This is a genomic window from Myxococcales bacterium, assembly GCA_022184915.1.
Classification (GTDB): Bacteria; Myxococcota_A; Polyangia; order Fen-1088; family Fen-1088; genus JAGTJU01.
In genome coordinates, this window is record JAGTJU010000002.1 from 676,526 (window position 1) to 698,372 (window position 21,847).

At 68.0% G+C, this 21,847-nt stretch carries 18 protein-coding genes; 6 read left to right on the forward strand and 12 right to left on the reverse strand.

Features of this window, described 5'->3' with window-relative positions; translation table 11 throughout:
- Nucleotide 1 precedes the first annotated feature (1 nt).
- From KA712_10530 to KA712_10555, 6 genes are all read right to left on the reverse strand, one after another.
- Nucleotides 2-739, reverse strand: coding sequence for a MotA/TolQ/ExbB proton channel family protein (locus KA712_10530; GenBank protein MCG5053383.1), 738 nt, complete (start codon nt 737-739; stop codon nt 2-4).
- Between the two features lie 596 nt (nt 740-1,335).
- The gene (locus KA712_10535) at nt 1,336-1,965 is read right to left on the reverse strand and encodes a hypothetical protein (protein MCG5053384.1); all 630 of its coding nucleotides are present in this window, start codon (nt 1,963-1,965) and stop codon (nt 1,336-1,338) included.
- Between the two features lie 16 nt (nt 1,966-1,981).
- Nucleotides 1,982-4,444 carry a TonB-dependent receptor gene (locus KA712_10540; GenBank protein MCG5053385.1) on the reverse strand — a complete coding sequence of 821 codons (2,463 nt, stop codon included), beginning with the start codon at nt 4,442-4,444 and terminating at the stop codon, nt 1,982-1,984.
- Complete coding sequence (locus KA712_10545) at nt 4,441-5,523, reverse strand: carnosine N-methyltransferase family protein (GenBank protein ID MCG5053386.1); 1,083 nt, start codon at nt 5,521-5,523, stop codon at nt 4,441-4,443. Before KA712_10545 ends, KA712_10540 begins: the two co-directional genes overlap by 4 nt.
- A 2-nt stretch (nt 5,524-5,525) precedes the next feature.
- Nucleotides 5,526-6,554: a WD40 repeat domain-containing protein gene (locus tag KA712_10550; GenBank protein MCG5053387.1), complete on the reverse strand. Its 1,029-nt coding sequence runs from the start codon at nt 6,552-6,554 to the stop codon at nt 5,526-5,528.
- Complete coding sequence (locus KA712_10555; protein MCG5053388.1) at nt 6,551-7,903, reverse strand: GTP-binding protein; 1,353 nt, start codon at nt 7,901-7,903, stop codon at nt 6,551-6,553. The genes KA712_10550 and KA712_10555 overlap by 4 nt, the downstream gene beginning before the upstream one ends.
- A 115-nt stretch (nt 7,904-8,018) precedes the next feature.
- Here KA712_10555 and KA712_10560 point away from each other — a divergent pair, with 115 nt between their 5' ends.
- The 3 genes from KA712_10560 (at nt 8,019) to KA712_10570 (ending at nt 11,711) form a co-directional block, all read left to right on the forward strand.
- Nucleotides 8,019-8,918 carry an energy-coupling factor ABC transporter permease gene (locus KA712_10560; protein MCG5053389.1) on the forward strand — a complete coding sequence of 300 codons (900 nt, stop codon included), beginning with the start codon at nt 8,019-8,021 and terminating at the stop codon, nt 8,916-8,918.
- A complete protein-coding gene (locus KA712_10565; protein MCG5053390.1) occupies nt 8,915-10,216 on the forward strand; it encodes an energy-coupling factor ABC transporter ATP-binding protein in 1,302 nt (433 codons plus the stop codon). Before KA712_10560 ends, KA712_10565 begins: the two co-directional genes overlap by 4 nt.
- Nucleotides 10,217-10,304: 88 nt before the next feature.
- The gene (locus tag KA712_10570) at nt 10,305-11,711 is read left to right on the forward strand and encodes a cation diffusion facilitator family transporter (protein MCG5053391.1); all 1,407 of its coding nucleotides are present in this window, start codon (nt 10,305-10,307) and stop codon (nt 11,709-11,711) included.
- Between the two features lies 1 nt (nt 11,712).
- Here KA712_10570 and KA712_10575 read toward each other — a convergent pair whose 3' ends face one another.
- On the reverse strand, nt 11,713-12,168 hold the full coding sequence (locus tag KA712_10575) for a transcriptional repressor (GenBank protein ID MCG5053392.1): 456 nt from the start codon (nt 12,166-12,168) through the stop codon (nt 11,713-11,715).
- A gap of 265 nt (nt 12,169-12,433) precedes the next feature.
- On the opposite strand from KA712_10575, the gene KA712_10580 reads away from it, so the two are divergent.
- Nucleotides 12,434-13,186: a metallophosphoesterase gene (locus KA712_10580; GenBank protein MCG5053393.1), complete on the forward strand. Its 753-nt coding sequence runs from the start codon at nt 12,434-12,436 to the stop codon at nt 13,184-13,186.
- 18 nt (nt 13,187-13,204) lie between these two features.
- Here KA712_10580 and KA712_10585 read toward each other — a convergent pair whose 3' ends face one another.
- Nucleotides 13,205-13,909 (reverse strand): peptidylprolyl isomerase, encoded by a 705-nt coding sequence (locus tag KA712_10585; GenBank protein MCG5053394.1) that lies wholly within the window; start codon nt 13,907-13,909, stop codon nt 13,205-13,207.
- A 129-nt stretch (nt 13,910-14,038) separates the two neighbouring features.
- Between KA712_10585 and KA712_10590 the strand changes: the two genes are divergently transcribed.
- Nucleotides 14,039-15,895 carry a hypothetical protein gene (locus tag KA712_10590; GenBank protein ID MCG5053395.1) on the forward strand — a complete coding sequence of 619 codons (1,857 nt, stop codon included), beginning with the start codon at nt 14,039-14,041 and terminating at the stop codon, nt 15,893-15,895.
- A 6-nt stretch (nt 15,896-15,901) separates the two neighbouring features.
- On the opposite strand, the gene KA712_10595 is transcribed toward KA712_10590, so the two are convergent.
- Both KA712_10595 and KA712_10600 read right to left on the reverse strand, forming a co-directional pair.
- Entirely contained in the window at nt 15,902-18,394 is a 2,493-nt protein-coding gene (locus KA712_10595; protein MCG5053396.1) for a U32 family peptidase, read from the reverse strand.
- Nucleotides 18,395-18,420: 26 nt separating this feature from the next.
- The gene (locus tag KA712_10600; protein ID MCG5053397.1) at nt 18,421-18,771 is read right to left on the reverse strand and encodes a hypothetical protein; all 351 of its coding nucleotides are present in this window, start codon (nt 18,769-18,771) and stop codon (nt 18,421-18,423) included.
- A 216-nt stretch (nt 18,772-18,987) separates the two neighbouring features.
- Here KA712_10600 and KA712_10605 point away from each other — a divergent pair, with 216 nt between their 5' ends.
- Nucleotides 18,988-19,950: a mechanosensitive ion channel family protein gene (locus KA712_10605; protein ID MCG5053398.1), complete on the forward strand. Its 963-nt coding sequence runs from the start codon at nt 18,988-18,990 to the stop codon at nt 19,948-19,950.
- On the opposite strand, the gene KA712_10610 is transcribed toward KA712_10605, so the two are convergent.
- Both KA712_10610 and KA712_10615 read right to left on the reverse strand, forming a co-directional pair.
- On the reverse strand, nt 19,937-20,500 hold the full coding sequence (locus tag KA712_10610) for an NAD(P)H-dependent oxidoreductase (GenBank protein ID MCG5053399.1): 564 nt from the start codon (nt 20,498-20,500) through the stop codon (nt 19,937-19,939). The two genes, KA712_10605 and KA712_10610, sit on opposite strands and share 14 nt — an antisense overlap.
- A 12-nt stretch (nt 20,501-20,512) precedes the next feature.
- Complete coding sequence (locus tag KA712_10615; protein ID MCG5053400.1) at nt 20,513-21,844, reverse strand: YihY family inner membrane protein; 1,332 nt, start codon at nt 21,842-21,844, stop codon at nt 20,513-20,515.
- Nucleotides 21,845-21,847: the final 3 nt, after the last annotated feature.

Here is a 21,847-nt window from a genome sequence, read left to right on the forward strand (position 1 = left end):
CTCAGGCTCCGGGGGAGACCAAGACCCTCATGGCCTCGAGCTTTCGCTGCGGCGCGGGGGCTTCGCCGTTGGCGAGGTTCGTTGTGGTCGCCTCTTCGGGGGCGTCGGCGAGCAGATAGGCCAAAAGCACGCTGGTCACGGCTTCCGTGCCGGACAGCAGCCCAGCGATGCGGCGTTGGAAGTAGTTGTAACCTGCCACGGCCGGCAGCGCGACGCCGATGCCCACGGCGGTGGCGATGAGCGCTTCGGCGATGCCCGCCATGACGGCAGAAGAGACGGCTTGCCCCTGGCCCGCGCTGCCCACGCCCAGCTGCTCGAACGCGGCGATCACACCGATGACGGTGCCGAACAGACCCACGAAGGGCGCGTTGTTGCCCAGCGTGCCCATGAAGGCGAGGCGCGCTTCGAGCCTCTCCCTCTCTACCGCCGAGGCGCCTTGCATGGCCTTTTCCGCGGAAGCGGGGCCAAGCCGCGCCACACGCAGCCCGGCCAGCGCCACCGCGGCGGCCACGCTGCCGTCTTCCTCGAGCCGCTTGCGCGCGCCTGCCAGGTCACGCGCGGCAAGCTGCGTTTCCAGATCCCGCGCCAGCGCGGCGAGGTTGGCGCCGCGCCCCCGGAAAAACATGAAGCGCTCGATCGCCACGAACGTGCAGGCCAGCGCGAGCGCCAGCAGAAACCACAGAATCCAGGCAGCGCCTGACTGGAGAAAAAACGCCTTGAGGGTGTCGACCAGAGTCATGAACGGTTCCTTGATGGGGTTCCGGTTCGGGCTCTGGGCGCTTGGGCCTCGGGCCTCTCTCGGCGCGCACGCGCCGCGGGTGACGTACAGAATACTGAGATCGAATCTCAAAATCAAGATGAGCGGATGCGCGCAGGTGGTAATCTAAAGAGATGGATCGGGCAGCCAGGGCTCGTGCGCGTCGAGAGGCGTGGCAGGGGGGGAGCGTGAGCCCCGAAAAAAAACGAGAATTCGAGTGGGCGTACTGGCAAAGTGCCAGCCCAGAGGCGCGTCTTTGCGCCGTTTGGTCGATGGCGCAGCAGTGGTGGCAGCGGCACAACCCCGATGGACCTCCCCTCAGACTTGATCGATCTGCTGGCGGCCTTCGCCGAAGCGGGCGTTGACTACCTGCTGGTGGGTGGTCAAGCGGTCGCCCTTCACGGGGCTCCCCGGTTCACAAAGGACGCCGACCTGTGGCTTCGTGATTCGCCTCGAAACATCGAGTGCAAAGGCCTGGGCGCGCCTTTTTCGCCAAGGTCACGGCCAGCTACTGAAAAGAACGGGCGGGAGCCGCGTCAGCTCCCGCCCTCGTGCGCCATGTGGCGCTTGCCCGCGCGTCAGGGTGTGACGGTGACGGCGAAGTCCACGTCCACGTCGGAGGAGCCACCGATGGCGGCAAGGCCACCCGCGCGCACCGTCTCGGCCAGCATGGCCACCTTCACCGCGGCGTTGTTGACCGGAGGCAAGTGGCGCAAGACCAGCTTGAGTGAACCCATGCCTGGCGTGGCGGTGATGGTGTTGGCCAAGCCGATCGGCAATCCGTCGGCGTCCATGTCCGCGTAGCTATGCGCAAGCGGCGCGGTGGGCTGGGTCGAGGCCGGGCCATTGACCGCGGTGCCCAGCAAAAATATCTGGTGCTCGTCGCCTTCGTCGCTGACCTCGGCGGTGATGTCTTCGGCCGGCGTCTCGAGGCGGTTCTCGAACGTGACGGCCAGCGCATACGTGCCCGCCTTCAGCATGACGGGATCGATGATGGGTGGGTTGCCGCCCTCACCGTCCGCATCGTTGAACCTGGCCACCACGGCAGTGCCACCGGCTGCGGGCGTGAACGTGAGGGTGACCGTGGTGATCACCTCTTCTTCATTGCCTCCGCCGTGATCGTCGTCGTGGCTGTCGCCGCAGCCGGTGCCCATGAGCGCAAGACCCAGGAAGGCTGCACAGAGTGTCTTCATTTCGCTTCGTCGCATGTGTTTAGGCTCCATTTCATTCGTGTCGTGGTTCGTTGGTGTCGAACATCAAGGTGATGCGTAAAGTGATCTGCCGACCTGGTTGATCGACGAAGTAGCGCAGCAGACTCGCGTATTCGCGGTAACGGCTGGCAATAACGTTGGTGCCCTGCAAGGCGATGTGCACGGGCCGATCGGCCACCCGCAGCCTGACAGACAAGGACGCATCGGCGAGCGCATACCCGGCAGGAGGCGGAGCAAGATCGGCCGCCGGATCGAACCGGTTTTGCCGTCGCACGTAGGTGCCTCCCACGGCGAAAGAAAAGGCGGGAAGCGTGGCCGTGGCCTCTCGGCTGATCGTGGCCGTGCCCCGCACCCGGTCGGGCGGCACGAAGACCAGGTACGTATCGTCACTCACGTTGCGTCCCCGAATCATCGCCCCTTGCAGGTCGAGGGCCAGCCAGCGTAGCGGTGAAGCGCTCACGTACCCATCGGCGCCGTAGAAGGTGGCGTTCACCGCACGCGTCGTGAAGCGAGGGAAGGTCCCCCTGATGGTGACGTCGAAAACGGGGCTGCCATCGGCGTTGAGAGAGGGAGCAAAGTAGATGTAGTCCGCCACGTAGTTTCCGTATGCGGAAAGCTCTGCCGAGACCCTTTCCCCCAGGTAATTGGCCGTAAGCGAGGCACCGTACGTGGTTTCGGCGCCGAGGTCCGGGTCACCGAGTCCCAACACGGGGAACGAAGGTGCGGTTCCGTTGATGTACTGTTCGTCGGGATTGGGGGGGCGGGACGCCGTGGAAAGATCCAGCTTCAGTGCCCATCTGTCGCGCGGGCGCCAGAGGCCGCCCAACGAGGCTGACAGGGTGTGAAACACGGAGGCGCACGAGACCGGATCGGTCTCGGCGTCGAAGGGACCACAGCCCGTCTCGGGAAGTTGTCCCGAGCGCACGAGCCGCAGAAAATCGCGGCGGAGAAGCGAGGCGCTTCGCGCGAGAAGGTCGTAGCGCACGCCCGCTTCGAGCTCGAAGTCGTGCCCCCACAGCCGCTCGCTTGCGTACACGCCTGCGGCTCCGGCTTGGTGATCGGGCACGAGCGGCAGACCCGTGTACGCGTGGTTTTGCACCATACCCGTAAGCCCCATGGCACCGCTCACGTGAAGGTGATCGCTGATGTGAACGGGGTTGTGCTCGAGCACGGCTTCGGCGTCGTGGGTCCACAAGCGGAACGCAAACTGAGGCACCGTGGTGGCACTTCTCACGATGTCGAATTCCTTGCGCTCATCGTGCTGGAGGGCATAGGTGACGGTCAGCTTGCCCACCCGGGGCAAGGTCCATTTCGCGCGGCCCAAAAGCAGATCGTGGGCCACCGCCTGGTAAGGCCGAGAGATCTGCCAATCGGCCCGGTAAAGTTCGACCCCGATGGGGCGTTGGCGCGTAAGCTGCGCGAGAAAATCCGCGGCCGACTCCATACGAAAGCAGGAACACACGCCGAGGTCGGCGTCGTAGTGACGGTACGAGAGCTTGTAGCTGGTCTCGCCCGTTCGGTAGCTGAGTCCGGCGCCGGCTGACCACTCTGCCGCAGCGGTGTTGTCGAGCGGGTAGTCCGGCGTGGACACTGCCGCCAGACGTTTTGCGCTGCCTTCGAGCTGAAGGGACAGCCCTGGGATTGCCACGGGTTGCGTCTGAACGCGGCCCATGAACGCACCGCCCAGTCCGTTGTGGCTCCCGAGCATGTGGGCCTCACCGCGCGTGCCCGGGCGGTTGGGCATCTCGGGAGGATCCAGCAACAACGCGCCACCGATGGCATCGGGGCCATGGCGCACGCCCGAGGCCCCCTTGACGATCGCGATGCGGTCGGCAACGAAGGGGTCCATCTCGGGGGCATGATCGATGCCCCAGTCCTGGGCCCGATGGCGCACCCCATCGACCAAAATCGGCAAACGCCGCCCGAACTGTCCCCTGACCATCGGCTTGGCCATGCCGCTGCCCGAGCGCACCTCGGCCACACCCGGCACGTCCGCCACCGCTTGCGAGAGCGACTGTCCGCGCTTGGCCTCGAGCCGCGCACCAGACAGCACCGCCACGGCCCGCGTGTCGGGCGTCTCGACGGGCTTGACCTCGATCACCGTGGTTTCGAAGATGGGTTCGAGCTGAACTTCCACGGACAATTGCCGTCCCAGCCGGATCTGCGCGCGATGCCGCTGGTATCCGGCGAGCCAGACCTCGAGCAGGGGCCGCGTCTCGCACAGGCTTGCCGCCTCGAGGTGTCCGCGCGCGTCCGTGGTCCCAAGCTGGCGCCCATCGAGCCAGACGAGGGCCTCGCCGAGCGGCTCGTGAACGAGCGCGTCGAACACGTGCAGATCGAGTGTGCTCTGGCAGTGCTCTGCGCGGGCAGCGGCGGGGCCAAGGAGCAAGGCAAGCCACGCAACCAGGACCAACAGGGCTCGTCTGGGCAAGCGGTGAGGCGGCGAGGGCGCCCGACGGGCGAGGGAAGAGGTCATCGCGAATACGGGACGCCAGGGCCCGCGTGCGCGACGGGACGGGCGAAGAAGCGCGCCTCTGAGACGGCCGAGAACGCAAGGTTGTGAAAGCGGCACTCGTGCAGGGATCCCGCAAGCGCGTGGTGAGCGCCCTCGAACCACCGCGGTTCGGACACACGGAAGCTCTGCAGGCGAAACTCGTCGAGCAGGTCGTCGGCGGCCAGATGATCCACGGCGTCGGGCGCGTGATACCCAAGCGGACCCACGTGCACGAAGCGGCCCCCGGGGCCGAGCACGCGCTTCACTTCCGGGATCAGCTTCGCCGGTGGCACCACGTCGGTGAAGTAGACGGACAACACCAGGTCGACGCTTTTGTCTGCGTGGGGCAGCCTGGTGGCGTCGGCGATGACGCTCATGGCTGTCCGCCCGGGCTCGGGGGGACGAAAGCGGGCCTCGAAGCCCTGTACTTGATCCAGCGCGCGGTAAGCATTGCGAGTGGCTATCGCATACGCTTTGAAGTTGCCTTCGCGCAAGAGGGCCCGGGCGATCGCCAGCGGCGCGGAGAGCTCGACGGCGTGTACCGCGAAGCCCTGGGCGGCCAGTTCGTCCGCCATGCGGCCGAGCCCCGCGCCCAGCACGAGGGCGCGCCCGACTCGGTGCGTCCCGAGCGCGTCGCCAACGGCTTCGCGCATGCGCGCGAGCTCCGCCTCGGCCTCGGGCTCGTGGCTCCAGTCCCGGCGCACCAGCGTGAGCAGCTCCTCGGCGCCGTAAGCGGCCTCGTCCGACCTTGTCTGGCTCACCGCGCGCAAGACGGTGTCCGCCGTCAGCACCTCGAGCAACCGCGCCCGCACGCGCTCGAGCACGCCGGCGTTGGTGGCGAACGCCTCGGCGAGCTTCTCCATGACCGCTGCGCGTTCCGGCCGGCGCCGGGCCGCCGTGGCGGCTAACTGCCCCTGCTGGCGCCACCGCGCCAGCGTGCGTTCGAGCGCGAGCGCCTGAAGCGAAAGCCGTTCGTGCGCCCGCTCGAGGTAAACGGGGATCCCCGCAACCGCGAGGGGCGGGGGTGGCAAAACCAGGGCGGCGGGGCGTGCGCACGGCATGGTCAGGCTTGCAGGGACCACGCCGCCACGTGGCCCTCGGCGTCGCAGGCCACGAGCCGTAGCTGTGCGTCGTCGGGGTCGAGCGCCCAGGTGAGCGCCTCGATGCGGGCGGGCAAACGATGGCGTCGCACGGGGGTGGTCGTTTCGTCGGGGAACCACACCAAGATCTCCCCGGTCCTGTCCCCGCTGGCCAGCACCTTGACCAGGGGCGAGAAGCAAAGGTGCGTAACCGGCGTGCGATGGGCCTCGAGCACGAGCGGCATCGTGCCTTCGGGACCCTTGCCGTCGAACTGCCACACGGTGATCTGCATGCCGCCGCCGGTGGCCAGCAGGGCGCTGTCGTGGCTCCAGGCGATGGTGCTGGGCTTTTGGGGATAGCCCGACATCATCGAGTCGCGCCCCGTGGCCAGACGCCAGAAGTGCACGCTGTTGTCCTGGCAGCCGCACGCCACGACCTTGCCGTTCGGGCTCCAGGCGACGTTGAGCATCGACCCCTTCCAGTCGAGCTTGCGGGTCCTGCGACCGCTCTTCGGCTCGAAGAGGCGCACACCCCCGTAGCAGGCGGCGCCCAAGGTCTGACCGTCGGGCGCCCAGGCGAGGCCCGCCACCGTGCTCTCGACCTCGGGGAGCTCTTGGTGCCCGCGCCCATCGAGGGCGTGAATCCGCGCCCGCCGACCCACTGAAGAGGCCAGCTTCGAGCCCTTGGGGTTCCATGCCACGTGCTGCGCCCAGGTGTCGCCCGGTGGGACCACCTCCTCCGTGGTGCCGCTGGCCATGTCGCAAAGCTTCACCGCGCCGTCCTCGCCCGCGCTGGCCAAAAGCGGCAAGCGCGGGTTCCACGACAGCGCGGTGAGGGCGTCACCGTGGACCTTCAGACTCTGGTCCAGCTCTCCCGTCCCGGCGCGGACCAGCTGCACGTGGCCATCGTCGAGACCGAGCGCGAGCCAACGGCCGTCCGCCGAGGCGTCGAGGGCGCGCGGGTATCCAGAGATCTGGGTGCGCCAGGTGGCGTCCACGTCGCGGGCCCTCATGCCAGACAGGCCTCAAAGCCGCGCGTGAGCGCCTCGCGATCCAGGTTTCGTCCGATGAACACCACCTGGCTCGAGCGGGGTGTGTTGCCCCAGGGGCGATCGGGCAGCCCATCGACAAGCATGTGCACGCCCTGGAACACGAAGCGGCGATCGTCGTCGTTCATCGCCACGATGCCCTTCATGCGAAAGATGTCCGCACCCTGCTTGCGCAACACCCCCGACATCCAGGCGTTGAAGCGCTCAGGATCCACGGCGCGGTCGAAGCTGAGCCCAACCGACGTCACCGTTTCATCGTGCGTGTGACCTTCCGCATAGGCTTGTGCTGCAAGCGGCAGAAGCTGGCCCTGCGGACCCGTGAGCGTGGCCTCGAATTCCTCCGGCAGGTGTTCGGTGAAGAGGGCGTAAAGACCTTCGTGCGGCGCCTCCATCGTGAAGCGCTTTGGGCCCGCGCCGGCGAGGTCGAGCGTGTATTGCCCCTCACCGGCGATGACACGCCCGCCGGGCGTCACCGGTTGCCCCTCCCGCGCGAACACCCGGAAGGCCCGTTCGGCGGCTTTCGCGAGCGTGGCCTCAGTGGCGTCGTCCACCGGAAGGGCCACGAGCGAAAGGCTCGGATCGGGGCCCTCGTGCAGCGTCAGGGTGGCTTGGGACGGAAGCGCGTAGATCCCGCCCCACTCGAAGGGATATTCGGGCTCGAGGAAGGTGGGCTTGTGCTCGAGGGCGCGGGCGAGGTCGAAGCCACCCACGTCGAGCACCTCGGCGAGGGGAACGTTGGCCATCTGTGCGCGCCGAATGCGGGCCAGAGCGTTCATGCCGCGCAGCTGCCGCTCGAGCGCGTCGACTTCGGCCGGCGAGACCAGGTCCGTTTTGTTCAGCACCAGAATGTCGGCGAAGGCCACCTGCTCTTTGGCCTCGGCGGCTTCGTCGATGTGAAGGCTGAGGTGCTTGGCGTCGACCAGCGTGATGATGCCATCCAGGCGGAAGTCGGCCTTGATGTCCTCGTCCATGAAAAAGGTCTGGGCCACGGGGCCCGGGTCGGCGAGGCCCGTGGTCTCGACGAGCACGCGATCGAACTTGTCCCGGCGCTTCATCAGGTTGCCGAGCACGCGGATGAGGTCGCCCCGCACCGTGCAGCAGATGCAGCCGTTGTTCATCTCGAAGATCTCCTCGTCGGCGTTGATGACGAGGTCTTGATCGACGCCGATCTCTCCGAATTCGTTTTCGATGACGGCGATGCGCTGGCCGTGGTTCTCCGTGAGGATGCGGTTGAGCAGGGTGGTTTTGCCCGAACCCAGGAACCCGGTGAGCACGGTAACCGGTATTTTCAGGTTTTCGTTGGTGGAAGACATGGCGTCGTGTCCTTGTGCGAGCGGAGGATATTGAATGCGTCGGGTGAATGCAATAGAGTTGCGAAAACCATGAACACGCAGACGCAGCGCCCAAAGAAATGCCAGGAGGTCGTTGATGCACCTCGCTGAAGGGGTTTTGCCACCCACGCACGCGCTGGCCTGTGCGGCCGCCGCCGCGCCCTTCGTGTGGGCCGGTGCGCGGCAGATCAAGAGCGTGGGGACGCACCGGGTGGCGATGACCACGGCCCTCCTCTTTGCTGTGACGCTGTTTCCGGTGCCCGTGCCGATCGCTGGCATGTCGTCTCATATGTGCGCAGCGCCCGTGCTCGCGCTTTTGCTCGGGGCCTCGGCGCTCGTGGTGCCCACCACCTTGGTGCTCATCATACAGGCCTTGTTTTTCGCGCATGGCGGGCTCAGCACCCTGGGCGCCAACGTGCTGACCTTGGGGGTGGCAGGCCCGTGTGCGGCGGTGGGCATCGCGCGGGTCCTGCGGGCGTTGCGGGCGCCGGTTCCCGCCGCCGTGTTTGCCGCGTGCTTCGGTGCCGATCTGGTGGTGTACGGCGTGGACGGTCTGCTGCTTGCCGCCGCGCTCGCCGAACCGGGTGCGTTCGTGTCGATGACCCGGTCGTTGCTGCTGGCGATGGCACCGGCGCAACTGCCCCTGGCGCTGCTCGAAGGGGCGCTGAGCGTGGCCCTCGTCAAGGCCCTCACGCAGCGCGAGGGGGCGCGGCTGCCCGTGTGGCTTCGCCCCTCGGCGCCTCGCTTGGGCCCCACTGCCGTGGCGGGCCTCGTGCTGGCTTTGGTGGCCACGCCGCCTCTGCCGGCGCGTGCCTCGTCTTTCGCCGGGCTCGATGAGCAGGTGTTCGAGACGGCGGCGCGGCAGGCCGGGCGCACGCCACAGCCCCTCCTGGACCTCGAGGGAGGAGAGCTTGGTCGGGCCCTGTTCGGCAGCGCGATGCTTGCGGCGGGGTTCGTGTTGGGTCGGGGCTGGAGGCGCCTGGAGCGCCGGTCTTGAGCGGTCTTCGCACCCACAGGCAGGTGGTCTTCGCCACGAGCGTGTTGGTCCTGGCGCTGGGGTTGAACCTCGTCACGGCGCCCGGGCTCCTGCGGGGCGCGCTCTTGCTGGTAGCGCTCGGTTTGTGCGCGTTCGGTCGGCTGCCCCTGCGCGCCGCGTGGCCCTTGGCGGCGAGCGGCGTGGCGGGCGGTCTGGCAGTGGCGGGGGCCTTTGCGCTGGATTTGTCGGTCCCCAGGGTTTTCGACGTGGCATCCCGGACCTTCGTGGGTGTCGCTTTGGGCGTGTGGTTCGCCCACACGGTCACATGGCCCGCTTTGCGCGACGCCGCTCGGGCCGCAAAGGCCCCCACAGCCTGGCTCGACCTCATCGATACGGCGCAGCTTCACATGGCCGTGCTGGGCCAAAGCCTCGAGCGGCGCTGGCGCGCGGGGGTGGTGAGGGGGGGCTTTTCGGGACCGCGGCGGCAGCTTGGCAACACGGGCCTCTTGTTGGCGGGCACCGTGGTGGGGGCCCTCGATCGCGCCCACCGGCTGGAGGAGGCGGCGGCCCTCCGCGGTGCAGGTTCCCAAGGTGCCTCCGATCACCCCAAGGCCTTTGCGTTACGGGGTGTGCGTCTCGGAGACCTGCAAGCCCCACGCCTGCACGTGCCCTCCCTCGACATTGGCACCGGGACCTGGGTGCTGGTTGCAGGCGCCAGCGGGGCCGGCAAGTCCACCCTCCTGAGGACGCTCGCGGGCCTCGAGGCGCCCGAGGAGGGGGCCGTCTGGCGATTTGGCCGGCCCGTCGTGGGGCGGGTGCCTCCGCAGCGGGTCGACGGGCGCGTGGCCCTGGTGTTTCAAGATCCCGAGGACCAGTTTTTTGCCTCGGAGGTCGGCGCCGATCTGGCGTGGGGGCTACGCCAACGCGGCATCGAAGGCGAGCCGGCGTCCGCGCGGGTGCGACGGGCCCTGGACGAGGTGGGGCTCGCGACCTTCGCAACGCGGCCCATCGCGACGCTGAGCTTCGGCGAACGGAAGCGTCTGGCGTTGGCGGGGGCCCTGGTGACCGACCCGGACGTTTTGCTTTGCGACGAGCCCACGATGGGGCTCGACGCCGCCGCAAGCCGCCTCGTCATCGATGCCGTGATGAAGGCCGGCCGGCGGCGCGCGATGACGGTGCTCTGGGCCACGCATGACCTCGACGTTCTGCCTGCGCGCATCGGCGAAGCGATGCTGCTGCGGGCGGGTCAACTGGCGTTCGTGGGCGCCCGGGACGAGGCTCTGGACCCAAAGCGCCGCGCGGCAGCGGGCCTCGTATGACACAAGTTCATAGCGACTGCGAACCGTTGCGCGTGTCTCTTGCAATGAGATTGCTTGAAGTTTAGTCTCCCGCAGGCTTTCACAAACCATGTCGACCGCGTCTTTGCCTCCTCCGTCTGCCTCGCTATCCCCGGTGCGGGGCTGGCTCAAGCGTTGGTCGGGCGCCCTGGTGTCTGGCCTGTGCCTCGTTCATTGCCTGGGGATGGGGCTGCTGGCGCCGTTTTTGCCAGCCGCAGTATCGGCGCTGGCTTTGAGCCCCAAGATGGAAGGGGCCCTGTGGGCCGTGTCGATGGGGGTGGCGTTACTCATCCTGAGGTGGCCCCGTCCCCGGGCGCCGCTGCCGTTTTGGCTGGGATGGCTGGGTGTGGCAGCGCTGGGCCTCTGGGGCTTGTGGGCCGCGAGCGAGCGCCTCACCCAGGCAAGCCTCGCCAGCGTGGCGGCGCTTCAGATTTGGGTGACCTTACGCCGGCTGCGCACGGGCCATGGGCACAAAGCCACCTGCGCCCACGACCATGGCCCGCGCCACGCACACGGGCACGGCGAGGCGCATGGGCACGGACACGCGCACGCCGCAGGCGCTCACGCTCACGACCACGGGCTTCACGTGCACGGGCTCGATCCCCTCGAGGTGCGTGAGTCGCGCACGATGGCAGTGGTGTTGCTGGCCACGGTCACCATGCTGGGCGAATTGCTGGTGGGGGCGTGGACGGGTTCGTTGGCCCTGGTGGCGGACGGCTGGCACATGGCCACGCACGTGGGCGCGCTGACCTTGGCGTGGGCGGCCTACGGCGTCACGCGCAAGCTCGCCGGCTCTCGCCATTTTGCCTTCGGCGCCGACAAGATCCTGGCCCTCACGGGGTACACGAATGCGCTGGGGTTGGCGGTGGTGGCCGTCTTCATGTTGGGCGAAGCCTGGGATCGCTTCGTCAACCCCGTGCCCATTCGCTTCATGGAAGCCATGCCGGCGGCCGTCGTGGGGTTGGTGGTCAATCTGGCGAGTGCCCGCTTGCTTCACCCCGGCGAGCTCGACCACGGCCACGATCACAACCTTCGCGCGGCCTACATGCACGTGCTGGCCGATGCCCTCACGAGCGTGCTGGCCGTGGCGGCGTTGCTCGGGGGCCGGTACGCGGGACTCGTGTGGCTCGACCAGCTGAGCGCCGCCGTGGGGGCCGTGGTCATCTTGCTCTGGGCGTACGGGCTGGTGCGGGCGGCGGGGCGTGAACTCCTGGACGTTCATGCCGAGCCCGCGTTGAACGACGAGATCCGCGCGGCGCTCGAAGCGGTGCCCGGGGTGGCGGTCGAGGACCTGCGCGTCTGGCCCCTGGGCCGAGGACGCCGAGCCTGCAACGTGACGGTGATCGCCGCGGGGCAGGGCGATCCGTTGCCTTTGCGGGCGCGTGTCGAGGCCGTCTGCCCCTTCGACCACCTCGTGGTGGAGGTGCGCCCGCCCCGTGAGCGGCAGGAGGCGCGCGCGCCGGCCGTGGTGGCGTGAGCTAGCGTGCCCCGGCCTGGGGCCGACACGTGTCACACAGACCCTGCACCTGCACCACCACGGAATCGGAGGCCAGCGCCTTGGGCGTTCCCTTGACCCGCTTGAGCGCGATCGCACCCTCGGGCAGGCAGGACACGTGACCGCAGTCCGTGCAGAGGAAATGCGGGTGCTGTTCGCGGTGGCTCTGCTTGCCATCGCCCCTCAACTCGAAGCGCCACACGTGGTCCCCGAGGTCCGTGCGCACCACCAGGCCCGCCTGCGCCAGGTCGTTGAGGTTGCGGAAAATCGTGGCGTGGTCGAAGCCCGCGTCCTCGAGCTGCGCCGAGACCTCGGCATGGGTCAGCGGCCGTTCGGCGTCGGAGAGGGCGCGGTACACTGCGATGCGCGCCCCCGTGCTGCGCAGGCCGAGGGAGTGAAACAGCGACTTGAGGGATTGCGCGTCTGTGGTGGTGGCCATGAATCTCTTCAACGGTACTGGTTCGCGCTCTCAAATGCAAATGCAATGCGTTTCCTGTCCGCAGCCGCCGCTTGCCTCGTTCATTGGGCCGTCCGTGCCGCTCTGGCTCGGGACGTTGAGCATCAACTTCACCTAAGCTCTGCCGCTGAGGCGAACGCCAGCCTGCCGACGGCTTCGGGCAGCTCCCCAGCCACTGAGATCCGGGGGCATTCGGCCGCTCCAGAATTGCCGTTTCCCTCTGAGGGCGCGGGGTAATATGGGGCTCTTGCGCCTGCGCGTTTTCAGCGATCTGCACCTCGAGTTCGGCCCCTTCGTGCCGCCGGCCGTGGAGGCTGACGTGGTGGTTCTGGCAGGCGATACCCACCTTGGCACGAAGGGGGTGGCCTGGGCGCGGCAGGCGTTTGCCGACGTGCCGGTGATCTACGTGCTCGGCAATCACGAGTACTACGGACATGCCATCCCGCGGCTGGTGGATCAGCTGCGCCACGAGGCGGCCGGCTCGAACGTGCACGTGCTCGAACGGGATGTGCTTACGATCGAGGGCGTGCGCTTCGCCGGAGCCACGCTCTGGACGGACATGGCGCTCGGGGGCGATCTCCGCCTGGGCATGGACGCCGCCGGCGCCCACATGAGTGACTTTCGCATGATTCGGGTGTCACCGCGCTACCGGCGCCTCGAGCCCGCGGACGCGGTCGGTTTTCATCAACGTACGCGTGCCTGGCTCGAAGAGGTGCTCACCGAGCCGCCCCGCGTGCACGTGGTGGTCACGCACCACGCCCCCTTGCCGGCGTCGCTGGATCCGGCGCACGCGGGGGCGCCCGCGCGAGCGGCCTATGCCTCGAACCTGCGGGCGCTCATCGAGCGCACGCAGCCCTCGTTGTGGGTCCATGGGCACGTGCATCACGCGCGCGACCATCACGTGGGCGCGACGCGCATCCTGTGTAACCCCCGTGGCTATCCCCGGGAGCGTTACGAGGGGTTTCGGCCTGACCTCGTCGTGGAGGTGCCGTCTCTCTGAAAAGGCGCGCCGCGCTCGTCAGCGGGGTTTTTTGGGCTTGCGCTTGCCCTTGCGGTCGATGGTGATCTTGACCACGGCCACCGGCTCCGTGGGGCGATCGTTGGGGTCCCGCTTGACCCGTGCGATGGCGCGCACCACGGCCACGGGCTGGCAGGCGCCAAACACCGTGTAGCCGCCGTCGAGGTGGCTGGCTTCGGCTTCGGTGATGAAGAACTGCGCGCTGTTGGTGTTGGGGCCGCGGTTGGCCATGCCCATCATGCCACCCCGCTTGAACGAGAGCTTGGGCGAAGACTCGTTCGGAATGCGGTACCCGGCTTCGCCGGCGCCGTTGCCGGACGCGTCGCCCGTTTGCACCATGAACCCCGGGATGACGCGATGGAACGGCAGCCCGTCGTAGTAGGGTTTTTTCACCCAGGCGCGGCCGCGCGGATCGCGAAAGGCCCGCAGGCCACGGGCGAGACCCACGAAGTTCGCCACGGTGATCGGCGATTCGTCCTCGAAAAGCTGGCAGGTGAGCACGCCTTTGGTGGTCTCGATCGTGGCGGTCAGGGTGCCCTCGGCGGGCAGACCCTGTGTGGCCTCGGCCAGGCTAAACGCGCCGCCGTGGGGATCGCCCTCGGCGGCGGCGGGCGCGGTGACAAAAACGGTCCCAAGGGCGAACACACCCAGGAAGGGGCAGGACCGCAGGAGGGAGCCGCTGAGGAACGCACGTGCGCAGGACATGCGCGTCTTTTAACATTTTCGCCGCCGACGCGGTGAACGCCTGGGGCGCGGCCGGGGCCCCGGGGCCCCTCCACGCGAGAATTACGCAACTGTCACACTCCTGAAAAACGGTTTGAGTAGCGTCGCCTCATGCCCGCCCGCTTTGATGCCGACTTGGTCACCCGCCTTCACCGAGAGGTGGGGGACCTCAAGCGCGATGCCCTCAGCCTCGAGGCCGCGTCGGCCGCGACCCTGGATGTCATTCCCGCAGAGCACCGCGAAAGCGGCCGGAACCTGCTTCACTACCTGGCCCTTCGTCGCCACGACATCCGCCAGCTGCAGATCGAGCTCAGCCACCTTGGGCTGAGTTCCCTTGGGCGTCTCGAGGCTCACGTCATGGCCGGGCTTTCGTCGGTCTCGGCCACCCTGTCGCGGCTGGCCCCCTCGCGGCTGCCCACGAGCCCGCCCGCGGCTCCCGAAAACTTTCAAGACGGGGATGCCCGGCTTCGCAACAACGCGCTGGCCTTATTCGGTCCGCAGCAACGCGAGTACGCGGTGCGGGTCATGGTCACGTTGCCGAGCGCCGCCGGCACGGACTACGAGCTGGTGCGGGAACTCGTGCGGGCGGGGATGGACGTGGCGCGCATCAACACGGCCCACGACGACGAGGCCACCTGGGCGGCCATGGTGGTGAACATCCGCAAGGCCGCGCAGGACGTGGGGCGTAGCTGCCGCATCCTGGTCGACCTGGCGGGCCCCAAGCTGCGGACGGGCACTTTGGCCCCCGGCCCGCGCGTGCTGCGGGTGGCGGTGAGCCGTGACGAGCGCGGCCAGGTGACACGGCCCACCACGGTGGCTCTCGTCCCGAACCGCGCGCCGGCCCCCTCCGAGGGAGAGCCTACGCTTCCGGTGGCCTCGCTTTTGTTGTCCGAAGCGCAGCCGGGGGACTTCCTCACGTTCACCGATCTCGCGGGCCGCAGCCGGGAGCTGCGCCTCGTCGAGGTGTCGCTGCACGGGGCCCGCGCGGTGGCTTACCAGGGCTTTTATCTGGAGCCCGGCATGCCCCTCGAGCTCCAGCGCAACGGCAAGACGATCGCCATGGGCGTGGTGGGCGACATCCCCGCGCGCGTCGCCAGCATCTTGCTTCAGCAAGGGGAAATGCTGGTGCTGACGGGTCCGGATGTCCCCGGGGAAGGCGCGGTGCAGAACGAAGGCGTGCGCACCCCCGCCCACGTGCCCTGTTCGCTGCCCGAGGTGATGGCGGACGTCGTGCCAGGCGAACGCATCTTCTTCGACGACGGAAAGATCGCGGGGATCGTGCGGCAGGCCTCGGCCACGCAGCTCGGCATCGAGATCCTGCGCACCCGGCCCGGCGGAGGAAAGCTCGGCCCGGACAAGGGCATCAACTTGCCCGACACGCGCATCAACCTGCCGGCGCTCACGGAGGAAGACAAGAGCGCTCTTCCTTTCGTCATCCAGCACGCCGACATCGTGGGGATGTCTTTCGTGCGCGGCGCCGACGACATCCTTGCGCTGCACGAGGAGCTGGCACGCCGGCACGCAGGGCACCTGGGGATCGTGCTCAAGATCGAGACGAAGCAGGGCTTCGAGAACCTGCCGGAGATCTTGCTCACGGGGCTACGGCGGCCGCCGATCGGCGTGATGGTGGCCCGGGGCGACTTGGGGGTCGAGCTGGGCTTCGAGCGCATGGCCGAGGTCCAAGAGCAGATCCTGTGGCTGTGCGAGGCCGCCCACGTGCCCGTGGTGTGGGCCACGCAGGTGCTCGAGACCCTCAACAAAAAGGGCATGCCCACCCGGGGCGAGGTAACGGACGCCGCGATGAGCGCCCGGGCGGAGTGCGTGATGTTGAACAAGGGGCCGCACGTGGTGAAAACGGTGCAGTTCCTGGGAGACATCCTGCTGCGGATGCAGGATCACCATCACAAAAAAACGGCGATGCTGCGCAAACTGAAGGTATCGGAAGGGCGCTGGGCTCACGATGGGTGAGCGCGTTCAGAGCACCCGCAGCGAGCCGCTCACCACGCCATAGCCACCCGTGGCCTTCAGCGTCTGGCTCAAGGTCTTCCGGGCGGCGAGGGCCGTCAGGTCTCCGGCGCGCAACGCACGGTAGGTGCGCACGATCGCGGTGGTGTGCTCCGGGCTCTCGCGCACCAACTCGACCCGAAACCGCCGCACGCCCGCCTGCGCGAGCGCGGGAAGCCAGGCGGCCGCGCTCTGTGGGGCGGCGTGAAACACGGTGTTGCGACACCCAACGTCCGCTTCCACGGGATGCTCCATCCCGGCGCGATCCCGCAGCGTCAGCTGGTGGCGCTCGCAAGGCCGGCCACAGGTGCGGTGATCCCGTCCCTCGGAGAGCAGCGCCGCGAACACACAGTGTTCCATGTGGAAGAGCGGCATGGGGTGATGCACCACCACCTCCGCGTGAGCCGCGTACGTGCCCGTACACAATGCCTGCAGCTGACGCGCATCGAGATCGAAGGAAGGCGTGAAGGCCGAAAGCCCGGCGCGCAAGACCCGTGCGGCCGCCAGGCGGTTCGTGACGTTCAACGAAAAGTCGCCGACGTATGCGGGGGCCCCGTCGCTCGGCTCCAGCTCGGCGAGCGCGCCCCAGCCGCGTATGAGCACGCCATCGGGACGAAGCCCTCGCAGGTAGCGATCGATTTTCTCCTCCCCGGGTTTGCGGATGCGAGGAGGGGCCACGCCCACGAAGCGCGCCCCGTCGGCGCGCAGCTGGCGCAGCGCCTCGCCCGTGCCCGTGAGCTCGAGAAAGTCGAGGTACACCCCGTCGGCGCCTGCGGTCAGGGCGGCCTGCGCTTGGGGCAAGGTGCGGCACAGCACGAAGAGGCCCGATGCGGCGGCTGCAGGGGTGGGAGCCTCTTCGGTGGGCGCAGGCCGGGCCGAGGCGCTCGCCACGGGCCAGGTGCGATGTCTACGGGCCAGCAGGTTTTCGACGAGCGCGCGCCGGGCCCGGTTGAGTGACGAGAAGGGCAGCATCACGCCCGGCGGCCAGTCGACGGTGAGGCTGTCGAGCTGAAAGGGTGAATCGCCGAGACGCTCCAGCTGGGTTTTGATCGCGTCGAAGGACAGCGGGCGCTCGTGGGCGGGCACGAGGGGCGTATCGCCTTTGACGCTGGCCGAGAGTCCGGAGTCAGTGGTGGCCTCGAAGACCGGCAGTTGCCCCACGTGGCCGCGAAGCCGTAGGTGAAGGCCTGTCCGTGGCGCGGCTTTGACCTCCGCTTCGATATCCTTGTGCGTGCGGGGGGCATCGCTGCGAAACACCCTGCGGCCCGCCACGGAGGGCGCTCCGTCGAGGCGGACGTCGGGACCTAGCCAGACCAAGACGTCGGCCTCGGCGTGGGCGGACTCTACCTCGCGGCCCGCCACGAAAAGGCCCCAGATGCGGCCTCCGCGTTCGCCAGCGCCCGCGCGGCCCCCCTCGACGAGCAGACCATCGCCGCGCTGAAGGTCGCGATGGCTGCGCAGCGCGAGCAGCGTTTTTCCGTGCTGCCGGACAAGGCCGCTTGCGACCCCCACCGCCACGCCCCGGTGTTCACAGTGTCGCCCCTCGACCAGGCTCTGGTGATCGACGCCCGCGAGGAAGCCCGGGCCCGAGCCCCGCGAATAGGTGGAGGCGGCCAGATCCCGCAGACGCGTGAGGGCGGGACGAGGCACGGGGCGATCGACAGCCGCGTCGATCGCCGCCCGGTAAAGGCGGGTCGTGGCGGCCACATAGTCGGGACCCTTGAGGCGCCCTTCTATCTTGAAGCAGCTGATCCCGGCTTCGATGAGTGCGGGGACGAAGGCGCTGGCCTCGAGATCTTGGGGCGACAGCAGGTAGGCCTTGTCGCCGAGGGGCTGCAGCTTGCCGTCCACGAGCAGATCGTAGGGTAAGCGGCAGGCCTGGGCGCAGGCGCCGCGGTTGGCGCTGCGGCCTCCCAGGGCTTCGCTGGTAAGACACTGCCCGGAGTACGCCACACACAGAGCGCCGTGAACGAAGACCTCCAGCTCGACCTCGGTCTCTGCGCGGATGGCCGCAATGTCATCGAGCGAGAGCTCGCGCGCCAACACCACACGCCGCGCGCCCAAGGCCTGCGCCCACTTGACCGAGCCGGCGTCGGTGCAGGTCATTTGGGTCGAGGCGTGAAGGGGCAGCTGAGGGGCGATGGCCTGGCATAGCTCGGCAACGCCCATATCCTGCACGATGACGGCGTCCACGCCCGCCGCGGCGCAGGCGCTGATCACCCCTTCCATCTCTGCCAGCTCGTGGTCGAACACGAGGGTGTTCAACGTCACGTACCCCTTCGTGTCGTGCGCGTGCACGTGGCGCATCAGCGCGGGCAGCTCGCTCACGTCGAAGTTGTGGGCGCGTGCCCGGGCGTTGAACGCCTGCAGCCCGAAGTAGACGGCGTCGGCGCCTGCGCGCAGAGCCGCCTCGAGGCAGGCTCGATCTCCAGCGGGGGCCAACACGTCCGGGCGGCGTGGCACGGCCCCACTCTAGCAGGTTCGTCCGCCTAGAGACCTCGCCGGTGGGGGCTGCGCAGGCTGTCCTCCGAGGTCGAGAGGCTGGCCCAGACCACCACGTCGTCGCCGGGCTCGACGATGACGTTGAAGTAGAGGGTTTCCTCGGCCCTGAGGAGCTCGTACATGGGGTCGAAGTCAGTGGCGGGCATGGCCAGCGCCAGGGTGCCGGCTTCCCGGTTCAAAAAGCCCACCCGCTCGGAAGGGCGTGTGAAGAAGTCGATCACGACGTGCTTGATGTGGGGCAGATCGGGATCTTCGATCTCCAGATCCACCGTGCGCACGGCGCCTTCGCGGTGGCCCCGGCAGATCCCCACCTTGTAACTGAGAACGGAAGCAGACATCGTGAGTCTCCTGGTGTTGACGTCGTGGGCGCCCCGCGCCCCTGTCAGTTCAGGCTGCAAAGGCGAAGCCAGGAATCTGCGGGGATTTCCTGCTAGGACCGAGGTGAATCGGGAAAATTCTGCGCGCGAAGGCCCCGCGGCCTCGCAGAATTTTCAGCCAAAACACACGCGGGGTTCGGGTCACGGCGCCTGGGCCCGCAGGAGGGACGAGCTGAGATGAACGGACGATTCGACCTGGGCCTTTGGCTGGACCTGGCCTTTTGGAAGCGCATTCTGGAGACGACCGTGCAATGGGCGCTTTCGGTCCTGCCGTCGGTGCTCCTGGTTCTCGTGGGCGGCTTTGTGGCTCTGCGCGGGGTACGCTTCATCCTGGGTCGGGTCGAGGCGCAGATGCGTCGTCATGGCAGCGGGGCAGCGGACTCCGGGTTCACGCGGCGGGCCAACACCATCCTGGGCGTCCTGAACTCGGCGCTGAAAGTGACGGTGTGGGCGATGGTGCTGATGCTCATTCTGGTACAGGTGGGCATCAATGTGGCGCCGCTCATCGCCGGCGCCGGCGTGGTGGGCCTGGCTGTGGGGTTCGGGGCGCAGGAGCTGGTGAGAGACGTGATTTCCGGGTTTTTCATCCTGCTCGAGAATCACGTGCGCACGGGCGACGTGGCCATCATCAACGGCACGGGAGGCCTGGTGGAGACGATCGGTTTGCGTACGATGCAGCTGCGCGACCTGTCGGGCGTGGTGCACGTCTTCCAGAACGGCAAGATAGAGACCCTGGCCAACATGACCAAGGAATGGTCCGCCATGGTCTTCGACGTGGGCGTGGCCTACAAGGAGGACACGGATGAGGTGGTGGACACCATGAAAGAGGTCGCCGAGGCGTTGCGCGCGGACGAGGCGTACGCGGCCAAGATCCTGGAGCCGATCGAGATCTTCGGGGTGGATTCGTTTGCGGACAGCGCCGTGGTGATCAAGGCCCGGCTGAAGACGCAGCCCATCGAACAGTGGGCGGTGGGGCGAGAGTACCGCCGGCGGCTCAAGAAGGCGTTTGACGCCAAGGGCATCGAGATTCCTTTCCCGCAGCGCACGCTCCACATTCCCGCACCGGAGGCTCTCTTCGGCCCGGGCCTCGCGCGGGGCGGGGCCCCGGAGCCGGGGGCGCCGTCGGTCACGGGCGCTTGACGAGCTCGACAAAGCCGACGAAGCCGGAGACGAACTCGCGGACCCGGCTCTCGAGGGCGGCGTCGACCAGGTTCAGATCTTCGTCGAAGGCCTTGCCGGCACCCGACACGAAGAGCCGCGGGCCGTTCCACAGGTTGACCCCGAGCGCGCGCAACGTGGGCAGCAGGGCCGTTTGGGCCGAGATGGTGCCGCCGCCCCCCGGGGTCGCCCCCGTGAGCGCGAGCGGCTTGCCCCCGAAGACCCGACCCGCCGCACCCGCGGGGCGTGACAGCCAGTCCAAGGTGTTCTTGAGAAGAGGCGTGAAGCTGGCGTTGTATTCAGGGGTCACGAGCAAAAGACCGTCCGCGGCCACGATCCGCTCCTGGAGCGCCGTGACGGCCGGGGGCACGCCCGTGTCCGTCTCGGCGTCGCCGTGATAAAGGGGAATTTCACCCAGCGCCGCGTCTTCCATGCGAACGCCGTCGGGGGCCAGACGGGCGCATGCCTTGAGCAGGGCCTTGTTGTACGAGCGCGCGCGGGCGCTTCCCACGATGCCGATGAGGGTCGTCACGGGTCACGCAGCTTAGCAGGCGCCCGGGTCGGGGGGCGCGGCCGTCGCCTGGGCCACGCTGATGTCGAGCAGGCTGCGGCGGGCGTGCTCGGCCCGGGTGAGCCGCGCCTCCACGGGCGACCACAGCGGCGAGTCTGCCAATCGGGCCTCGCAGCGCCGCACCTTCGGGTCGAAGAGCAGGTCGTCGAGCGCGGCAAGGGAGAGATCGCCGAGGTGCTTCTTGAGAACGTATTCGGTCCCTTCCTTTTGCTCTTGCCCCGTGTCTTCGATGAGACCTCGGTCGGTCAAGATCTCGAGGGCGCCGCGACACAGGGGCATGGGCACCCCGGCTGCCGTCGCGATTGACTCGGTGGTGAGGACACGGCCATGCCGGAAGTGCTCCCAGATCGCCACGACCACCCGGGCGATGACCTTCAGGGTCGGAGGGCCGGGTTCGGGTTCGGGATCGAGGGACAGCCGCGTGACCTCCCCGCGGGCGCGGCCGTAGGCGGCCCCGAAGAGCACGATGTTCCAGCTCAGGTAGATCCAGATCATGAGGAGCGGCAAGGCGCTCATGGCGCCGTAGATGGCGCTGTAGTTGCTTGAGGCCCGCGTGGTCCAAAGAAAGCCGGCCTTGGCCACGTTCCAAACAACCGAGGTCACTACGGCCGAAACCGCGGCGTTTTTCCAGGGCACGTGCGTATCCGGCACCATCACGTAGACGGCGAAGAACATGAGCGAGATGGAGGCAGGACCCACCAAAGAGAGCAAGAGGCCGGCGATGGTGTGTCCCATCCACGCGCTCACGATGTCGTTGATGATGGTGGTCGAAAAGGTGATCGAGAGCGCCACGATCGGGGGACCCAGCGTCAGGATGCACCAGTAGATCGCCATGCGGACGTACAGGGGGCGTCGCAGCCGCACGTTCCACACGCGGTTGAGCGCCTGTTCGATGTTGGTGAGCAAGCCCCCTGCCGAATAGAACAGCACCAAGAGGCCCACACCCGCGATGGCGCCGCTGTTCACCTGGGTGACGAAGCCTTCGAGCCAATCGGCCACGCGATCGGCGTTGGGGATGGCCAACTGGTCGAAGATGAAGCCCTCGAGCGGCTCCTGGAGCGCTTGAAAGCCACCGAAGGCCTTGAAGAGGGCGAAGGCCACGGCGAGTAGGGGCACGAGCGACAGCAACGTGTGATAAGTGAGGGCGGCCGCGCGGCGGGAGATCTCGTCGTTTTGGATCGAGCGGGCGACCTGAAACACGATGAACACCTCGCGTTTGACGAAGGCCAAGCCGCGGTGGTTGGCGCTCACCTTGAGCCAGCGCATCAAGCGATCCAGGAGGCGATCTAAAATGTTGGTTGCCATGTC

What these genes read in the sequence shown, in the direction of transcription:
- KA712_10545 (MCG5053386.1), bottom strand. Translation starts at nt 5,523, where the DNA reads ATGCCGTGCGCACGCCCCGCCGCCCTGGTTTTGCCACCCCCGCCCCTC.
- KA712_10570 (MCG5053391.1), top strand. Translation starts at nt 10,305, where the DNA reads ATGTCGACCGCGTCTTTGCCTCCTCCGTCTGCCTCGCTATCCCCGGTG.
- KA712_10585 (MCG5053394.1), bottom strand. Translation starts at nt 13,909, where the DNA reads ATGTCCTGCGCACGTGCGTTCCTCAGCGGCTCCCTCCTGCGGTCCTGC.
- KA712_10600 (MCG5053397.1), bottom strand. Translation starts at nt 18,771, where the DNA reads ATGTCTGCTTCCGTTCTCAGTTACAAGGTGGGGATCTGCCGGGGCCAC.
- KA712_10530 (MCG5053383.1), bottom strand. Translation starts at nt 739, where the DNA reads ATGACTCTGGTCGACACCCTCAAGGCGTTTTTTCTCCAGTCAGGCGCT.
- KA712_10615 (MCG5053400.1), bottom strand. Translation starts at nt 21,844, where the DNA reads ATGGCAACCAACATTTTAGATCGCCTCCTGGATCGCTTGATGCGCTGG.
- KA712_10540 (MCG5053385.1), bottom strand. Translation starts at nt 4,444, where the DNA reads ATGACCTCTTCCCTCGCCCGTCGGGCGCCCTCGCCGCCTCACCGCTTG.
- KA712_10535 (MCG5053384.1), bottom strand. Translation starts at nt 1,965, where the DNA reads ATGCGACGAAGCGAAATGAAGACACTCTGTGCAGCCTTCCTGGGTCTT.
- KA712_10605 (MCG5053398.1), top strand. Translation starts at nt 18,988, where the DNA reads ATGAACGGACGATTCGACCTGGGCCTTTGGCTGGACCTGGCCTTTTGG.
- KA712_10575 (MCG5053392.1), bottom strand. Translation starts at nt 12,168, where the DNA reads ATGGCCACCACCACAGACGCGCAATCCCTCAAGTCGCTGTTTCACTCC.
- KA712_10555 (MCG5053388.1), bottom strand. Translation starts at nt 7,903, where the DNA reads ATGTCTTCCACCAACGAAAACCTGAAAATACCGGTTACCGTGCTCACC.
- KA712_10550 (MCG5053387.1), bottom strand. Translation starts at nt 6,554, where the DNA reads ATGAGGGCCCGCGACGTGGACGCCACCTGGCGCACCCAGATCTCTGGA.
- KA712_10560 (MCG5053389.1), top strand. Translation starts at nt 8,019, where the DNA reads ATGCACCTCGCTGAAGGGGTTTTGCCACCCACGCACGCGCTGGCCTGT.
- KA712_10590 (MCG5053395.1), top strand. Translation starts at nt 14,039, where the DNA reads ATGCCCGCCCGCTTTGATGCCGACTTGGTCACCCGCCTTCACCGAGAG.